Origin of the sequence: Gracilimonas sp. (assembly GCF_031581265.1) — a bacterium.
Taxonomy (GTDB): domain Bacteria; phylum Bacteroidota; class Rhodothermia; order Balneolales; family Balneolaceae; genus Gracilimonas.
In genome coordinates this window covers 32,900-50,572 of record NZ_JAVLBQ010000006.1, presented here as the reverse complement: position 1 = coordinate 50,572, position 17,673 = coordinate 32,900, and the positions used below count along the sequence as shown (strand labels likewise).

The following is a 17,673-nucleotide window of genomic DNA, read 5'->3' as shown; positions in this document are numbered from 1 at the left end:
TTTGGTCAAACGTAAAATGTTATGATTTTTGATGGATGATTTATGATTTTGAAAATCTATGCAATCAATAAATCTGATTAATCGGTGGTTCAAATTTCGTTATCTTTGATGCTCTAAAATTCACTCATTCACTTTTAAACTGATCTTAATGTTTCCTTCGGAAGTCACCGACTTTTTCAAAAACCAAAAAACACCGTTCTATTATTACGATCTCGATGTATTGAATGCTACTCTTGAGCAGATCAAGAAATACGGACTTTCGAAAGGCTACCGCGTACATTTTGCTTTGAAGTCCAACAATCAACCCAAGATTTTAGAGATCATTAAAGCATCGGGGCTGGGAGCCGACTGTGTAAGTGGTGGTGAAATACAGCGTGCCATTAACTCTGGCTTTTTCCCGAATGAAATTGCCTTTGCCGGTGTGGGTAAAAGTGATGAAGAAATTGAACTCGGCCTGAAGCATGATATATTCTGCTTTAATTGTGAGTCTCCTCAGGAATTAGAGGTGCTGAATGAGTTAGCTGAACAACATGGAAAGCAAGCCCGAATCGCACTCCGTATCAATCCCAATGTGGAGGCCGATACTCATAAATATATCACTACCGGTTTAAATGAAAATAAGTTTGGGATCAATGAATCTGAACTTGATTTAGTTTTGGACAAGCTTCCGGAACTCGAAAATCTTGAATTAGTCGGTATCCATTTTCACATCGGCTCCCAAATCGAGAAGTTTGACCCTTTTCGGGAATTGTGTTCAAAAGCGAATTCTCTGAATGAGCATATAGAATCGAAAGGCTTTAAGCTTACTGTGATAAATGTAGGCGGGGGCTTTGGCATTAACTATGAACACCCCAATGATAGCTCAGTACCTGATTTTGAAAAATTCTTCGGTTTATTTGAGGAGAATATAGAACTCAAAAACCATCAACAACTCCATTTTGAACTCGGTCGATCTGTTATTGGGCAGTCAGGAAGTTTGATTACTAAAGTGTTATATACCAAAAAGGGTATTTCCAAGAATTTTGCTATTGTTGATGCCGGTATGACCGAACTCATCCGACCGGCTTTATACCAAGCAGCTCATCGTATAGATGTATTAACTAGCTCCAAAGAAGAAAAAATATACGATGTGGTTGGCCCTATTTGTGAAAGCTCTGACACCTTCCGAAAAGATGTATCGATACCGGAAGTAGAACGAGGTGATCTTATTGCCATTCGGAGTGCCGGGGCTTACGGAGAGGTCATGCGCAGTGCTTACAATTTAAGAGAGGCAAACCCGTCGGTTTATTCAGATGAAATATTAATCCCTAAAACTTAAAAACTGAATTAGTAGCTTTGATTCTATTTCAAACTTTTATGAAATCTAATATTGATATCTACGAGAATAACTTCTATCTTATTCGACTTTCCAAAATGACAAAAACAAACGAGTATAATCGTGGACACATTAAGTTTTAAGACATACTCAGCGAAACCTGACGACATTGAAAAGAAATGGGTGCTCTTTGACGCAGAAGATCAGCCCTTGGGCCGCTTGAGTAGTGAGATTGCAAAAATTTTGAGAGGCAAGCACAAGCCAACCTTCACCCCACATATGGACACCGGTGATAACGTTATTGTTATCAATTCCGAGAAGGTGAAATTGACCGGTAAGAAGATGACGGATAAAACTTATTTCCGTCACACTTTCTATCCTGGCGGTGAACGATTTACCACAGCTGAAGAGATGATGGAAAAAGATCCAACATCACTTGTAACTAATGCTGTTAAAGGCATGCTTCCTAAAAACAAATTGGGGCGTAAAATTGCCACCAACTTGAGAGTTTACGCAGGTCCGGTACATCCGCATACTGCACAAGAACCAGAAATCATCGAGCTTTAATCCATCCAAACAAATTAAATGGCACAAGCGAATTACATAGGACGAAGAAAAACTGCAACCGCCCGACTATATATCAAACCGGGTAACGGTGAAGTTCTCGTCAATCACAAACCAATTGAAGAATATTTTCCTGTAAAAGCACGTCGTAACATTGCATTGTTTCCAATGTCTGTTACCGAAACTGAAGGCAAGTACGATATTAAAATTACCGTACGTGGCGGCGGAAGTACCGGACAAGCCGGTGCCATCTCCCACGCTCTTGCCCGCGCTTTAGACGGAGAGAACGAGGATATGCACGATATTCTTAAAGGACACGGCCTTCTTACACGAGATGACAGAATGGTAGAGCGTAAGAAATACGGTCAGCCCAAAGCTCGTAAGAAATTCCAGTTCTCTAAACGATAATTCCGTTATTCGTTATTTGAAAGTGGTTATTCGATTTGCGAATAACCACTACACTTTTAACCAATAACTATTCACAAAACAAATCACACATATGTGGCGACCCTGCGTTTGGTGTTCTGGGCTTTGACTCAGGATTAACGCTCGGGATTGACCCGCATAGAGGATTAACCTAAATAACACATATATAATTATGGCAAAAGCTGCATCAATTCAAGACCTGCTTAAATCAGGCGCACACTTCGGTCACCTTACCCGCCGATGGAATCCTAAAATGAAAGACTTCATCTTTATGGAGCGAAACGGGATTCACATCATTGACCTTAAAAAAACTCAGAATTATCTACAAGAAGCCCTCGATCAGGTTCAACAACTTTCTCGGGCAGGTAAAACAATTCTTTTTGTAGGTACCAAAAAGCAATCTACTGAAATTATTACCACGGAAGCCCTCCGGTGTGGAATGCCTTACATTACTCAACGGTGGATGGGTGGAATGCTTACAAACTTTAGTACCGTTCGTAAGAGTATTTCGCGTATGGAAGAAATCGAAAAAATGAAAACTGATGGTACTTTTGACGAACTCACCAAGAAAGAAGGATTGATGCTTCAGCGTGAGCAAGACAAACTTGATGCTGCTTTAGGTGGTATTAAAAATATGGGACGTCTGCCCGGCGCTATTTTTGTTGTAGACATCAACAAAGAACACCTTGCTGTGAAAGAAGCCATCAAACTTCATATTCCAATTATTGCGATGGTTGATACCAATAGTGACCCTGATGTTCCGGATTTTATTGTGCCTTGTAATGATGATTCGGCTCGAACTATTCAATTGATTACCACACAAGTTGCGGACGCTATTATTGAAGGCGCTGCAGAGCGTGAGGCCCAACAAGAAGAAGATACTATGGAACAAGCTGCTGCCGAAGCTAAGGGAGACTCAGACGATTCCGTCGATATTAAAGATGCTATAAGAGGAACTAAACTTCGCTCTCGCCGCAAAAATAAAGGCAAAGACAAAAAAGCTGAAGAAGCAGACGCAAAAGCTGATGCTGACAGCAATGACGAAGAAGAATAATTTCAACTTTAAATACTATTCAGAATAAAAATGAGTATTTCTGCTGCTGACGTAAAAAAACTTAGAGATATGACCGGAGCGGGCATGATGGATTGCAAAAAAGCTCTCTCCGAAGCGAATGGCGACTTCGACCAAGCCGTTGAAAATCTTCGCAAGAAAGGACAAAAAGTTTCCGAAAAAAGAGCAGATCGTGAAGCTAATCAGGGATTAATATTAAGCCGAATTTCTGATGATAAGTCTAAAGCTACTATGATTGAAATCAACTGTGAAACGGACTTCGTTGCCCGCAATGAAGAATTCCAGGACGATGCTAAGACCTTCCTTGACGCTGCTTTCGAAAACGATGTTGATAATGTTGATGATCTTCTGGCTATTGAAATAGACGGACTTACCGTTGAAAAGCTTTTGGAAGAAATGGTTGGTAAAATCGGTGAAAAAATTGAAATCAATAACGTTGTGTTGATGACTACCGACGGAACATTGATTGACTACATCCATCCTGGAAACCAACTGGGGGTGCTTACAGAATTTGCAGGTGAACTTACTGATGATGAAATCGGTAAAAATGTAGCTATGCAGATTGCAGCTATGAAGCCACTTTCAGTAACCCGCGACGGTGTTGATACTTCTCTTGTTGAGAAAGAACTCGAAATTGCTAAAGACCAGTTACTGAATGAAGGCAAACCTGAGCATATTGCCGAGCAAGCTGCCAAAGGGAAATTACGGCGCTTTTACGAAGAGCGAGTATTGCTTGAACAAAAATTTGTGAAAGACAATAGTCTTTCTGTTCAGGAATACCTCGAACAAAATGACGCACCGCTCGTTAAGTCGTTTCATCGCTTACAACTTGGCGAAAACGCTTAACAAAATTTTTTTACCTTAAGGCTGTCAGAATTGACAGCCTTTTTTTTGTCTTATAATTTATAAAACCGGAAAACGTGGGAAATAAATACAACAGAGTACTGCTTAAGGTAAGCGGAGAAGCTCTTTTAGGTGAACAAGGACATGGAATTGATGCTGATATACTCAGCGAATACGCCAAAGAAATTAAATCTATTCAGGAAGCCGGAGTTCAGGTTTCGGTAGTTATTGGAGGCGGTAATATTTTTCGGGGAGTGAAAGGAGCTACTCAAGGTATGGATCGTGTACAGGGAGATTATATGGGCATGCTTGCCACCATGATCAACAGTATGGCGCTTCAGGATGCTCTTGAGCAAATCAGTGTACAAACAAGACTGATGAGTGCCATTCGCATGGAAGCTATTGCTGAACCTTATATCCGGCGGCGCGCTATACGTCACCTTGAAAAAGGGAGAGTCGTTATTTTCGGAGCCGGAACTGGTAATCCTTATTTTACAACCGATACTGCAGGTTCACTCCGTGCCATTGAAATTGAAGCCGATGTAATTCTCAAGGGTACCCGCGTAGAAGGCATTTATGATTCTGATCCCGAGAAAAACGGAGATGCCAAAAAATTTGATCGTATTACGGGGGATGAAGTTCTCAAACGACGTTTATCCGTTATGGATTTAACGGCTTTTACCCTCTGTCGGGAAAATAAAACCCCTATTATTGTTTTCAATATGAATGAGAAAGAAAACTTGAAGAAAATTGTGGTAGATGGTAAAGATGTGGGGACTACCGTTGTCTGGGAATAAACTTATCTATTTCTGGTAAACACCATTTTTTCAGTCCACTCTATCTACTTCAAAACTCAACTTAAAGCCATCCGTTGTATTCACATAAACATTATTAGCTTGTAGCTGATCTAAAAATGTATGAATCAGGTTGAATCCCAGTGAGTCGGTTTGGTCGAAATATGATTTATCAAAACCGACTCCGTTATCTTCATACCTAAATTTAATTTTTCCGTTTTGGTTATAGCTCATCTCTAATTCTATATCCCCTCTCTGCTGTCTCGGAAAAGCATATTTGTACGAATTAGTCATTAGCTCATTGCTCAACAATCCAAAAGTAATGACTTGATTGATACCTAAATCCTCTACACCAATACTGGTTGAAAGTTCAACCCCGTCCTTATAGTCGTATGTATTTGAAATTACGTTTGACAGTTTATCCAAATAATCTTTTATACCCAACCTGTTATGATCATCCGCATTTACTAATAGTTCATGAATATGAGCAATAGAACTTATTCGTAATTGAGTATCCTGTAAAATTGACTTCACCGATTCATCTTCAACCTCAAAAAGACTTACATCTATAATTCCAACAATAATAGAAAGATTATTCTTTACGCGATGATTTGTCTCATTTAAAAGTAGCTTATACTTTTTTGTTGTTTCATCAACTTTGGAAGTTTTATTTATGTCATAATATTTTTTCTTCAGGATAAATAATTGCTGCTCTACCGGTTCTGTTTTGCTAACTATTGGTGAAGCATTTATTTCCAGCTGTATTTGATCTCCATTTCCATTTGATCTCGTGATAAAATCACTTTTTGAGGTATCCTCCTTCAACTGATCCAGGAAGTTAATAAGCTTATCATTATTTGTACCGTCAGCTAAAATATCAATCAACTTTCTTCCAATAACCTGTTTTCTTTCACTTTTAATAAATGACAGAAAAGCATCATTGCAATAAATTACTCGGTATTCATCATCGTGAGTGGTAGTCAGTAATAAACTGGCATCTAACTTAACAACAGCGTTATATATAATTTCAAGCTCGTCAATATTGCTGGTTACTTTTTCTCCGCTTGAAATTAATGGAGTTCTCATTCTATTGAACACCTCAGACTCGGTGAGGTTCAATGAATCTGAAATTTTATACAAAGTAAAAATACTTGGATTGGCCAGTCCCCTTTCAATCTGGGAGATATAAGTATTATCTAAATTTGATTTTTCAGCTAATTCAGACTGGGTCAAGCCCAAAGATAACCTCTCTTGTCTTACAACTTTACCGAAAAGTTCTTGAATGTCTTTTCTTTTGATCATCTTATCTGGTTAAATGTAGCCGAACTCTTTTTATTGGCGTGTGAACCTATTGATAACAAGCAACTTTTTAAACAGACTATAGTCTAAAAATTATACTTTTAACCTCTTAATGACTTCTTTTTAAGATTATAACACTTAAGTAAATACGCTCACCAACCTATTACTCCATACTAACATAATTTTATTAAGATGAAATGAATATCCGTTGAAATAAACTATACCTGTATTCATCCCTCATCCAAATAGAAAAGCAAATATAAACTGCGCAGCTAACTTCACTGTTCGGTTATCCACATCGTATTTTGGATTCACCTCAGTAATCTCAAACACCTTTAGGTTTTCTTTTTGTTTGGCGTGATGGATACACTGATTTACTTCTCTCCCTGATAAACCACTGGGTGACGAAGCACTTACCCCCGGCGCATCCGAAGCTTGGATGGAATCCATATCCAATCCCAGGAAAAGTGGGCGGTTTCCGATTTGCCTCAATATGCGGTGGAATGTCGACTCTACCCCCTTCAGAACTAATTCATTCATCAAATGAATATTAACCCCCTGCTCTCTCGCATTATTCAAATAAAAAGCTCCATTCGATTCCCTGCGAATCCCAAATTCATAAAAATGATGCGGCACCAAATAATGATCTTCAATGGCTTTTCGATAGGGTGTACCACTCGTCATTTCCTCGGCCATACGCATATCCAAATGAGCATCTATATTGATGACTGAAATATCGCGTTCAACTTCCGCCAGCGCGCGAACATCTGCATAGGAAATATCATTGCCTCCCCCCAGTACAACCACTTTTTTTCCATTCCTCAAAAACTCAGACACAACTTTCGTCAGCGCATTATGAATTACATCCAAAGAGTCTTCCTTTTGAGTACTCATCAAATCGATATCATCTGACATATCATAATAATCCGTTTTGATGTTGCCCGCGTCAAATAATTTCACCGGTTCACCCGTAGCAATCTGCATTTTATACAGCTGTTCCCGGATTTTATTGGGGGCCTCCGCTGCCCCAATTCGCCCATTATTTCGTTGGACCCCTTCATGCTGTGGACATCCAACTAACACATTAGTGGCTTGATCATAGTCCCGATTTTCAAATAATATTTCCTGAACCAGCCAATGATCATGTTTATCATGCGATCGAAGCTTCCGGAATCCATCTTTAACCGGATTTAAAAGATGTTCTATCCTCTCAATTCCCATACTTTCTTTCCTTTTTTGATGACCGTATGCACGTGATTTTCCCCAAAGAAATAGGCCAGATCTTTGTAATTGTCTGTATCTAATAACAAGATATCTGCTTGAAAGCCCGGGGCAATGGCGCCCAATTTACTTTTTTCCAAAGCCTTTGCCCCGTTTTGAGTAGCACAGCAAAGAGCTTCTTCCACCGACATCCCCATTTTGGTACATGCCATGCTCATCAACAATTGCATGGAAATAGTCATAGAGGAACCGGGATTGAAGTCTGTTGCCAAAACAACCAAGGCGCCGGCATTCAGTAGTTTTCGGGCGGGGGAATAGGGAATGTTCAAAAAGTAGGAGACGCCCGGTAACAGTGTAGCTACTGTTTCGCTTCGGGACAAACGCTGCACATCCTCATCACTCAATACTTCCAGATGATCCACCGAAACGGCTCCGAGTTCGATAGCCATCTCCACTCCACCGATATCGTTGAATTGGTTGGTGTGAAGTTTAGGTTTGAGTCCGTGTTCGACCCCTTTCCTGAATACTTTTCGTGTTTCTTCTACTGTAAAGTATCCCTTCTCACAAAACACATCGCAATACTCCGCTAATTCCGCTATCTCGGGAATCATTTCTAAAACTTCTGCTAAATATTTCTCTTTAGTTGAATTTTTTGGAACTGCATGGGCTCCAAGAAAGGTCGATGTAAGCTCAATCGGTTGCTCTTCCTTCAGCTCGTTAATGACTTCCAGCATTTTACGTTCCGTTTCCAGATCCAGGCCATACCCACTTTTTATTTCCATAGTGGTAATGCCCTGCTTCAATGCTTTTTGCAGCCGAATGCGAGCCAGGTTCTTTAATTCTTCTTTGGAAGCTTTCCGGGTAGCTTCAACGGTTGAGACGATACCGCCGCCCTGCTCGGCTATTTCCTCGTAGCTCATCCCTGCCGAACGCATGGCAAATTCATCGGCGCGGTTCCCTCCAAACACTAGGTGAGAATGGGAATCCACAAATCCCGGCACTGCTGCTTTCCCCTCTGCATCCAGAATTTCAGGGTGGCCTTCTACCTGTTCCAGCACCTGAGAAAGTTTCCCAAGTGCTTTGATTACTCCATCGGAAATATAAATTGCGGCATTTTCATATACCTTTAAACTTCGAAGTTCAGAACCTCGATATGCCGCCGGTTTTGGGGTGGCAATTTGTGATATATTTTGGATTAAGAGATTGGCCATATAACTTTATTTAAGTCGTTCTTTCCAATATCCAGGCTTTCTTCTCATATGAAATACAGCATACACCACAACTTTTTCATCTCCATAAACCTTATAAACAATGGAGTATGGGAAACGATCAAGTATTATCCTTTTTGATTGATATAGATATAGATATGGATGATCTGCTTCAGGAAAAGCTAAAATTTTCTCTAAAAATTTTTCAAATTCTATAATAAAGTCATCAGCAAGAGATGGATCGATGTCTTTATAGTAATCAATAGTGTCATAGAATTCATCTTCAGCTTGACTTCTAATTTCAAGAGCAATTTTACTCATTTATCAAGCATTGCTTTGGCATTTTTTTTTACCTCACTCCACGAGGTTGATGAGCCTTCTCCACTTTCATACTGATCTATTCTTCTTTTCAGTTCTTTTGCCCATGCTTCCTCAGATTCATATTTCCTTTCAACAGGAAGGCTTTCAATCAATAGACGAGCTAGTTCAGCTCGGTCTTTTTTGGATAGCTTAAGTACTTCTTCCTGAATTTTTTCTTTGATCATGACACTTCCTCCTTTGTTTTAATCTGATGCAATATAGCAAAAATCAAATAATTGGCATTACAACCTAAAGCATAGCCACACAAATCACATCTTTGGGACAGCTTCGCAGCATCCGTTAGGTCTTGCGAGCGTTGCGGTTGAATACTACGAGGACCTATAGAAGCTGACAGCTTCAGTTAAAGATCAGTATATAAAATAAAAAGCCTGATAGATTTGCAATATTTCTATCAGGCTTGGTTAAGGGGAGATATAGAAATCAATTAGTGGTAATATCTAACTGTATAACGTGTAATTCGGGTTGATGATTATCACCAAAACGGGACACATACAAGCGATTGTTCTTGTCTACATGGTGAAAGTTCAGCTCGATATAACCATGCTTTGAGCCTTTTTTTATATTTTCTTCAATATATAGGTCTCCCACTTTCTCTAACTCTTGAACACCTAAAACTTCATTGGCTTCTTTGTCTAAAACTTCAACCATTAAAGCAGCTCTATTGTCTTTTTGGGTTTGTACAAAGTGAATGATCTCCCCTGAATTCAACCGGAATAACCCTAAGCTCTTATTGAAGTGATAAAAACTTCTTCGCCCTTTTTGATTGGAAATCATATTAATGCCCTCACTTTCTATCAGTTCATAATCAAGAGGTTTTGAATCAGAGTATTCTTCATAAGCCGGACCATAATCGGAAGTTTGAATAGTATAGTTGGTCACATAATTGGTTTCATTTTCAAATACCAATATCTCCCCATTATATAACATCGGTGCAACAACCAAGTCATCATTCATCGTTAAAATTGAATTATCGGTTAAACGAGTACTTCCACTCATTACTATATCTGAAAGAGAGCCAGGACCTTCCTTACTTAAATCTCCAGACTCAATTATTCCATCATCAGACAGCTGAAAATTACTACTCATAAAATGATATAACTTCCGGTTATTAAGCATATCAGGACCCCAATATTTTTTAGAGGCCAAAATATAACTTCCATCTTTTTTTTGATGAATACTTCGAACACGAGGACGTGTTTCAAAAATGAAATGGTCATTCGACTCTTGATTTCTCTTTAATGAAGAAAGTTTTAATTGTACATGGTCCACCACTAAAAGTTGATCGTTATTATCTACAAAAATATGATCGATTTCTATAAGCTCTCCCGGTCCTCTTCCTCTTCTCGATAACGTATCAATCAACTTCCCTGATCTATCAAAAACTTTCAACCCCTGTATATCATGTTCATAAAGTACAAAACTCCCGTCACTGAATGAGCTTACATGTATAGGAATTCCCATAGGCTCACCATTTTTTAATTCACCTTCAAACTTAAAAAGAGTATTGGTCTGAAGGTTAAGATCAAAACCAATACTCTCTGTAAGTACAATTGCTAATATTAGTAAATATTTCATACTCATTTATAGAAACTATTGTTACTCGACAGGAATACAATCTCCTGGAGCGCCACTACATATACCATAACCATCAACCTCACAGGGAGGCCAGCCAGGTACAATTTCACATGAAGAATAACCACAGTTTAAATATGAGTCAAGTTTAAATATGAGTCACCCTCATAACATCCTTGAAATGATCCACAATTTAAACAGTTACCTGTAACTTCTACTGTACTGGCACTAATACCCATAAATGAAAGGCTTAATGCTAATACTACACAACTAACTAAAAACTTAATTTTACTTTTCATTTTATTTATACCTCTTCTATTTTATTATTGATGACAGTGAGTAAACTATCTGATTTAAACTCAAGATTATATGGAAGTAAAATCCTTTTTTTAATCTTTCCATCTTTGAAGATTAGAATTGAACGATCCCATAGTCTATTATTAACTAAAAAAATGGGTCTGTATTTATCATGAAAACCAATCAAATAATTTCTATCCAGAGAATGCTGTGACGCAGCGTTTATTGAGAAAGAATTGATCTGATCTAAAAACCAGATCATTTGATTAAAACTCTTTTCTTTTTTGTCAAGATATTCAACTATGAATTTATTGTCATGAGGGCAGTTATGACAAGAAAGTGCTCTTAAAGTATGTATAATTACAATCTCAGATTCTAAATTTTTATTTCGATAATAATTTAAAGTTGTATCTGACAGTAACTCTTCAAGTACAACTTCTGATTTCGATAGTTCAACCTCATAAATCTCTTTTTTAGGAGCTACTTCCTTTTTTTCATTGATTGTACTATTTCTTTGTAAAACTAAGGTTATTCCTAATACAATTATTAGTCCTGAAACGATAAAAAATATGTTGGAAGTTTTTTCTAACATTATACTTATTACTTGAGCACAGGTTTTGAACTAATAAGTAAGAAATAAAAATCCCATGAAATACGTACTACTACGTATTATTTTACGCACTATGGCTTTTTTTGATACCATTTCATTACAGAATTGAATCCACTCAATCCCAGTTTTTTTCTAATATTCTCTCTGTGTTTATGAACCGTTCGTTTTGAAATGAATAATTGTTCCCCAATTTCTTTACAGGTATGACCTACCCCTGTCAAATCTAACACTTCCACTTCACGCGGCGTTAGCCTTTTAATCGCTTCGATATATTCGGTGCTTGGTGCTTGGTGCTTGGTGCTTGGTGTTATTATTTGAATTTTTTTCTAAATGTGTCATAAGTACTAAGTGTATTGTTCATGTTTAGTTTATTCCTTCAAACTAAAATTATGCCTACTTAGTCCTTCCTTTTTTACTTTACCCCGAAGTAACTGCTTTAAAAATTATAAATAATTTTAAATATCCAAAGTAAAATTGCTTTCTGCTATTTATTATCTATTAAACGGCAGTTTGAGTTGATGTTCTTTCGCACAATCGACCGCAATTTCATAACCCGCATCCGCATGGCGCATAACTCCGCTGGCAGGGTCGTTCCAAAGGACGCGCTCTAATCTTCGGTCAGCTTCTTCGGTTCCATCGCACACAATTACGAGTCCGGCATGTTGAGAGAAGCCCATTCCAACGCCGCCGCCATGATGGAATGAGACCCAAGTGGCTCCGGAAGATGTATTCAACAACGCATTCAAAATGGGCCAGTCAGAGACGGCATCCGAACCATCTTTCATCCCTTCGGTTTCGCGATTGGGACTTGCAACCGACCCGGAATCCAAGTGGTCGCGGCCAATAACCACAGGTGCTTTTAGCTCACCGTTTCTGACCATTTCATTGAAGGCCAATCCAAGTTTATGGCGCTGTCCCAATCCCACCCAACAAATTCGGGACGGCAATCCCTGGAACTGAATTTGATCTTTGGCCATATCCAGCCAGTTGTGGAGGTGAGAATCATCTGGAATAAGCTCTTTCACTTTTTCATCAGTTTTATAGATATCCTCCGGATCTCCCGAAAGCGCCACCCAGCGAAACGGGCCAATGCCTTTGCAAAAAAGCGGACGAATATATTCCGGTACAAATCCAGGGATGGCAAAGGCATTTTTTACCCCCACATCAAAAGCTTCCTGTCGGATATTATTTCCATAGTCAAACACCGGCAAACCTTTTTCCTGGAATTCCAGCATCGCCCGCACTTGTACGGCAATAGACTTTCGGGCTTGTTCTATCACTTCTTTGGGATGCGTTTTCTGCTTTTCCTCCCATTCCAACACACTCATTCCTATGGGCAAATACCCGTTTAACGGGTCGTGTGCGCTCGTTTGATCGGTTACCGCATCGGGGATGTCATTTCTTTCTAACAATTTTGGATAAATATCCGCAGCATTTCCATGTAAACCTACTGTGACGGGCTTATTCTCCTCCACTGATTTGTTGATGATTTTAAGAGCTTCATCCAGTGAAGTTGCTTTTTTATCTACATAGCCCGTCTTCAATCTCATGTCGATGCGGGATTCCCGGCATTCCACGGCCAGCATGCTCGCCCCGGCCATTTTTGCTGCCAGTGGCTGAGCTCCACCCATTCCGCCAAGTCCTGCGGTGAGAATCCATTTTCCGGATAAATCACCCCCAAAATACTTCTTAGCCATAGATACAAAGGTTTCATAGGTCCCCTGTACAATGCCCTGACTTCCGATATAGATCCACGAACCTGCGGTCATCTGTCCATACATCATCAAGCCTTTTTTATCGAGTTCGTTGAAGTGATCCCAGTTCGCCCATTTGGGAACGAGGTTAGAGTTGGCAATCAATACGCGCGGAGCATCTTTGTGGGTTTTGAAAATCCCAACCGGTTTCCCGGATTGCACCAGCAGCGTTTCTTCATCACTCATGGATTTTAGGGATTCCAGGATTTTATCGAAGCTTTCCCAGTTTCTTGCGGCACGGCCGATACCTCCATAAACAACCAATTCTTCCGGTTTCTCAGCTACATCAGGATCGAGGTTATTCTGGATCATTCGAAAAGGAGCTTCCGTGAGCCAGCTTTTGCAGTTTAGTTCAGATCCTGTCGGTGCTTTGACTGTTCTTGGCATAATATTTCTCTTTTGATCTTCTAAATAACTCTGACTCAGGAATATACATTAACGTATGTTAGATAGAAAATTGGTGATGCGTGTCTTCCTTAGTAAAAAAATTCAACCACACACCGGCAACACCATTGAGGAGGTGACAGACTTATTTTCTACATTTTTATTAACTATAAAACTGATAAATACAGATTCGGGGCTAAATATTTTGTCTCTCCGCACTTCCCCTTTCTTTTGGACCGCCAAAAGAAACAAAAACCCCCGGCTGCGAAAAAAGTGCTAAAACGCCCTTCATTCCACTAAAAGAAATCAATGCCCCTTCTCGGGGCTTGCCTTCAATCAACCACCCGTGCGGTATGATTTCTTTCTTAACGCTACATTCCGTTCGTTTTTTTAACACTTTTTTCTAAGGCCGAAGTGAGAACTGGTGGGGCGTACAGAGTAATTTAATATTCATCTGTAATTGATAGTCACGGAGTGGTTCGAAATAATTGACTCGCTATGACAACAAGGTGATATTTTACCTCAAATTCACCTAACACTATCGAAAAGAAAAGCTCACCCCCAAAAATTACTCTTCCACGGGTGAGGTGAAAAAGAGTTTTATAAAACCAAGCGAAAACAGAATGAAAAGAATTCCAATGATCCAAACCTGACCGGCCACCGCATCTTGACGGAAGACAAATTTCAAAAATTGAGCACCTATGATTAGGGTCATCATCAAATTACCCATCACAATAGACCTACCATAAATACCGCCAATCGGACTTCGCCGGGCCATAAAGTTAATCACCCCAAAACCGAACAAAAGTGCCCCCACCATTTTCATGATCAGCAGGTCCATGCCATACTGAGAGGCTGTTCCAAAAATTCGTCCGGTTTCTTGAGGGAAGAAGCTGATCCCGAGTCCCATGAGTATAAAAAGAACAGCGCTTGAAGTCATTATAATTTTACTAAAGAGTCTCATATAAAATGGTATTAGATTTAGTCCGTCCCCTCAAAATAACATAAAATTAAAAAGAAACCCCGGCCACAAGTGACCGGGGTTTGAACGAGTAGAAGAATTACAAGCTTAGACTTGTAATTATTGAGAGGTTTTAAGCCGTCTCAAATTCTATAGCTTCCGGTTGGAAGGCTTCATCAAGTGGCGTATCAGCTAAGTGATTGGTGTAGTTGCTGATTGTTTTCAGTGCAATGATCAAGTTGATCTCCAGCGCATTTTTCTTGGAATAACCGGCACTAAGAAAAGCTTCCAAGTCACCCTCAGATACGTGTCCTCGTTTTTCAACTGCTTTGCGCGTATAATTCACTAATGCATTTAGTTTAGCATCAGGAAGCGGATCTCCGTTTCGCACCGAATTAACAATATTCTCATCCGTATTCAGCTGATTTTTTAAAACGGTTGAATGAATAGCTGAGCAGTAGTGGCATTCATTTTCAATACTTACGGCGAGGATTGCCAGCTGTTGTTCTTGTGGGGTGAAATCGGTCTTACCTATAATTTCATCCAGTTTAAGATATCCCTCTAACACAGCGGGTGCTTCTGCAAATTCGCCCAATAAATTTGGTACGAACCCAAATTTTTCTTTGGCTCCTTTTAGAAATGGTTTTGCATCTTCCGGTGCGTTCTCTTCGTTATAAATAGTAAAATTCATGGTAATAATTTTTAATAGTAATGGTTATAGTTCGTAAGAAATAATACACTACTTAGATGAGCCGGTTCCCCAAGATCTTACTTTCTTATTTAAGCGAAGTTTTAGTCATTTAGCCCCCTCTCGTAAACTCCAATATTTCTATTGGATAAAAAAAGACCTGACAGGTCTTTAATCAAATTCACTACAGCCGAACGCTATTTATCATTCAGTACTTTAATAGCTTCAAGCAAAGCCTGGTATTCCTGTCGACATTCACCGCAATTATCCAGATGCTCTTTAATTAGCGGCATAGCTTTTTCGGGTGATTTACCCTCCAATTCCATTTCAGCAAAAGTGTGCAATTCTTCAAAGCAATCGTCGCACCCAATTTCTTCTTCATGGGTTTGTGGTAATTTACTCAGTATTTTTTTTAAAACGTCTTTATTCAATTTCATCATTTTGTGTATTTGCAGTTCAGATGCGATATCTCAAAAACTTCTTACATCTCATTTAAAATTTCTTCCGGATCCATTCCTTCCACTTCCATCCGGTTCTTTAATTTCAGGCGGGCATCATGCACCAATTTGTAGATCGCATTTCGGTTACTGTCCATCATTTCTGATACTACGGTCATGGGTATTTGATCTATCATTAAAAGCTGAAGTACTTTTTGCTGCTTTTTCGTGAGTTCTTCCTCCATGATCTTCATCACCTTTTGCACCACCATCGATTCATGCGTCAATTGGTCGGGACCGGCTTGCTCATGCTCAATTTCTACTGCTTCTTTTTCGTCGGGATTGTAGCTGCTATATTGTTCCAGAGAAATATCGTTATATCGCTTTTTACGAAGCTCAGAATATCCCTCTCTTACAGCAACCTTCATGGCCCAGGTCGTAAACTTACTCTCGCCCCGGAACGTGTCATACTTATCTAAAATTTTTAAAACCGAATCCTGGGCAATGTCTTCCACAAAATTATCCAGTTCCCGATCTACATATTTATAAAGGGAAGCTTTAAGGCCTTTTACCAAATGATTCCGAAGCTGTTGGATAGCAGCATCTTCAGGAGGGGGTTTTAAAGCCGATATCCACTCCTCGTTGGTTTGGTAAGAATTTGAAGATTGGCTGCGTCTTTTAAACCAGTTGATCATTCTAAATATTTTCAAAATTAAAGTTTAGAGGCCAATGAAATATATCTCTTATAATAGTGTTTTGACTGCTTTGTTTTTAGTTGTAATGGTATGTTCTCTAAATAATGCTAATGGACAAGAATTTAGGGATTGGGAAACCAATTTCACAAAAAAGAGTATCGATTTAAACTCATTGAAATCGGGTGGACCTCCTAAGGATGGAATTCCTGCGATCAACAATCCAAAGTTTGTTTCATTTGAAGAGGCTGACTCTTGGTTGAATGCTGAAGAACCTGTGATCGCTTTTCAGCTCAATGGTACTTCACGAGCTTATCCCCTGCAAATTTTAATTTGGCATGAAATTGTGAATGATCAGATTGAAGATACTCCGGTGTTAGTCACCTTTTGTCCTCTTTGCTATTCAGCAATCGTTTTTGATCGCCGCATTGATGGAAATACGCATAACTTTGGTGTATCCGGTTTCCTGCGTCATTCCGATATGATCATGTTCGACCGCAAAACAGAATCTCTATGGCAGCAATTTACAGGCGAGGCCCTTGTTGGAGATTACACCGGAACCAAACTCAAGATCCTGCCCAGCCAGCTTATGTCATTTGAACAATTCCGTGAGGCGTATCCTGAAGGTAGCGTACTTTCTAAGGAAACGGGGCATAACAGACCATACGGCAAAAACCCTTACGTAGGTTATGATGATATTAATAACACCCCTCTTTTTATGGATGAGCCTGAAGATGACAGGCTTAAACCAATGCAAAAAGTGGTGGGTGTTCGGGTTGATGATCAGCAAAAAGCTTATCCCTTTTCTATTACACAAGATCAAAAAATCATTCATGATGAAATTGACAATAAACCGATTGTCGTTTTTCATACTGATGGCGCCCGCTCGGCCATGGATGCCTCTAAAATTTCACAATCACGTAAAGATGGAACTACCGGTGCATTTGACAGAATGGTAAATGATCAAACACTCACTTTCTCATATTATGATGGTAATATTACCGACGATCAAACAGGATCAAAATGGAATATCTCCGGAATGGCCATAGATGGTCCCCTGGAAGGACAACAATTAGAGCAATTGATCTTCGGAGATTACTTCGCCTTTGCCTGGTTGGTTTTTTGGCCTGAAACTGAAATTTATACTCAATAATA

Annotated in this window: 20 protein-coding genes; 7 read left to right on the top strand and 13 right to left on the bottom strand. The window is 39.4% G+C overall.

The genetic code is table 11. From position 1 onward, the window contains the following. The first annotated feature begins 148 nt into the window (after positions 1 to 148). The 6 genes from lysA (at position 149) to pyrH (ending at position 5,017) form a co-directional block, all read left to right on the top strand. The gene (gene lysA / locus RI561_RS03900; RefSeq protein ID WP_395078919.1) at positions 149 to 1,318 is read left to right on the top strand and encodes a diaminopimelate decarboxylase; all 1,170 of its coding nucleotides are present in this window, start codon (positions 149 to 151) and stop codon (positions 1,316 to 1,318) included. A 120-nt stretch (positions 1,319 to 1,438) separates the two neighbouring features. Next, positions 1,439 to 1,882, top strand: coding sequence for a 50S ribosomal protein L13 (rplM, locus tag RI561_RS03895; RefSeq protein WP_395078918.1), 444 nt, complete (start codon positions 1,439 to 1,441; stop codon positions 1,880 to 1,882). An 18-nt stretch (positions 1,883 to 1,900) separates the two neighbouring features. Continuing rightward, on the top strand, positions 1,901 to 2,287 hold the full coding sequence (gene rpsI / locus RI561_RS03890; protein WP_395078917.1) for a 30S ribosomal protein S9: 387 nt from the start codon (positions 1,901 to 1,903) through the stop codon (positions 2,285 to 2,287). A gap of 190 nt (positions 2,288 to 2,477) precedes the next feature. Beyond that, the gene (rpsB, locus tag RI561_RS03885) at positions 2,478 to 3,359 is read left to right on the top strand and encodes a 30S ribosomal protein S2 (RefSeq protein ID WP_395078916.1); all 882 of its coding nucleotides are present in this window, start codon (positions 2,478 to 2,480) and stop codon (positions 3,357 to 3,359) included. 30 nt (positions 3,360 to 3,389) lie between these two features. Next, the gene (gene tsf, locus RI561_RS03880) at positions 3,390 to 4,223 is read left to right on the top strand and encodes a translation elongation factor Ts (RefSeq protein ID WP_395078915.1); all 834 of its coding nucleotides are present in this window, start codon (positions 3,390 to 3,392) and stop codon (positions 4,221 to 4,223) included. A gap of 74 nt (positions 4,224 to 4,297) precedes the next feature. Continuing rightward, a complete protein-coding gene (gene pyrH, locus RI561_RS03875; RefSeq protein WP_395078914.1) occupies positions 4,298 to 5,017 on the top strand; it encodes a UMP kinase in 720 nt (239 codons plus the stop codon). Between the two features lie 30 nt (positions 5,018 to 5,047). On the opposite strand, the gene RI561_RS03870 is transcribed toward pyrH, so the two are convergent. From RI561_RS03870 to RI561_RS03810, 13 genes are all read right to left on the bottom strand, one after another. Next, complete coding sequence (locus tag RI561_RS03870) at positions 5,048 to 6,316, bottom strand: histidine kinase dimerization/phosphoacceptor domain -containing protein (protein ID WP_395078913.1); 1,269 nt, start codon at positions 6,314 to 6,316, stop codon at positions 5,048 to 5,050. Between the two features lie 234 nt (positions 6,317 to 6,550). Further along, the gene (locus tag RI561_RS03865) at positions 6,551 to 7,534 is read right to left on the bottom strand and encodes a formimidoylglutamase (RefSeq protein ID WP_395078912.1); all 984 of its coding nucleotides are present in this window, start codon (positions 7,532 to 7,534) and stop codon (positions 6,551 to 6,553) included. After that, positions 7,516 to 8,745, bottom strand: coding sequence for an imidazolonepropionase (gene hutI / locus RI561_RS03860; protein ID WP_395078911.1), 1,230 nt, complete (start codon positions 8,743 to 8,745; stop codon positions 7,516 to 7,518). Before hutI ends, RI561_RS03865 begins: the two co-directional genes overlap by 19 nt. Before the next feature lie 6 nt (positions 8,746 to 8,751). Continuing rightward, on the bottom strand, positions 8,752 to 9,063 hold the full coding sequence (locus RI561_RS03855; RefSeq protein ID WP_395078910.1) for a type II toxin-antitoxin system RelE/ParE family toxin: 312 nt from the start codon (positions 9,061 to 9,063) through the stop codon (positions 8,752 to 8,754). Beyond that, on the bottom strand, positions 9,060 to 9,287 hold the full coding sequence (locus RI561_RS03850) for an addiction module protein (RefSeq protein WP_395078909.1): 228 nt from the start codon (positions 9,285 to 9,287) through the stop codon (positions 9,060 to 9,062). The genes RI561_RS03855 and RI561_RS03850 overlap by 4 nt, the downstream gene beginning before the upstream one ends. Positions 9,288 to 9,543: 256 nt before the next feature. Beyond that, positions 9,544 to 10,698, bottom strand: coding sequence for a 6-bladed beta-propeller (locus tag RI561_RS03845; RefSeq protein ID WP_395078908.1), 1,155 nt, complete (start codon positions 10,696 to 10,698; stop codon positions 9,544 to 9,546). Positions 10,699 to 10,999: 301 nt separating this feature from the next. Further along, positions 11,000 to 11,584, bottom strand: a complete 585-nt coding sequence (locus RI561_RS03840) for a hypothetical protein (protein WP_395078907.1) — start codon at positions 11,582 to 11,584, stop codon at positions 11,000 to 11,002. An 89-nt stretch (positions 11,585 to 11,673) separates the two neighbouring features. Next, complete coding sequence (locus tag RI561_RS03835; RefSeq protein WP_395078963.1) at positions 11,674 to 11,862, bottom strand: response regulator transcription factor; 189 nt, start codon at positions 11,860 to 11,862, stop codon at positions 11,674 to 11,676. 231 nt (positions 11,863 to 12,093) lie between these two features. After that, complete coding sequence (gene hutU / locus RI561_RS03830) at positions 12,094 to 13,743, bottom strand: urocanate hydratase (protein ID WP_395078906.1); 1,650 nt, start codon at positions 13,741 to 13,743, stop codon at positions 12,094 to 12,096. A 565-nt stretch (positions 13,744 to 14,308) separates the two neighbouring features. After that, a complete protein-coding gene (locus tag RI561_RS03825) occupies positions 14,309 to 14,680 on the bottom strand; it encodes a hypothetical protein (protein ID WP_395078905.1) in 372 nt (123 codons plus the stop codon). 154 nt (positions 14,681 to 14,834) lie between these two features. Next, positions 14,835 to 15,392, bottom strand: coding sequence for a carboxymuconolactone decarboxylase family protein (locus tag RI561_RS03820; RefSeq protein ID WP_395078904.1), 558 nt, complete (start codon positions 15,390 to 15,392; stop codon positions 14,835 to 14,837). A 194-nt stretch (positions 15,393 to 15,586) separates the two neighbouring features. After that, on the bottom strand, positions 15,587 to 15,820 hold the full coding sequence (locus RI561_RS03815) for a hypothetical protein (RefSeq protein ID WP_395078903.1): 234 nt from the start codon (positions 15,818 to 15,820) through the stop codon (positions 15,587 to 15,589). Between the two features lie 50 nt (positions 15,821 to 15,870). Further along, on the bottom strand, positions 15,871 to 16,521 hold the full coding sequence (locus RI561_RS03810; RefSeq protein WP_395078902.1) for an RNA polymerase sigma factor: 651 nt from the start codon (positions 16,519 to 16,521) through the stop codon (positions 15,871 to 15,873). 34 nt (positions 16,522 to 16,555) lie between these two features. Between RI561_RS03810 and RI561_RS03805 the strand changes: the two genes are divergently transcribed. Then, a complete protein-coding gene (locus RI561_RS03805) occupies positions 16,556 to 17,671 on the top strand; it encodes a DUF3179 domain-containing protein (protein ID WP_395078901.1) in 1,116 nt (371 codons plus the stop codon). Positions 17,672 to 17,673: the final 2 nt, after the last annotated feature.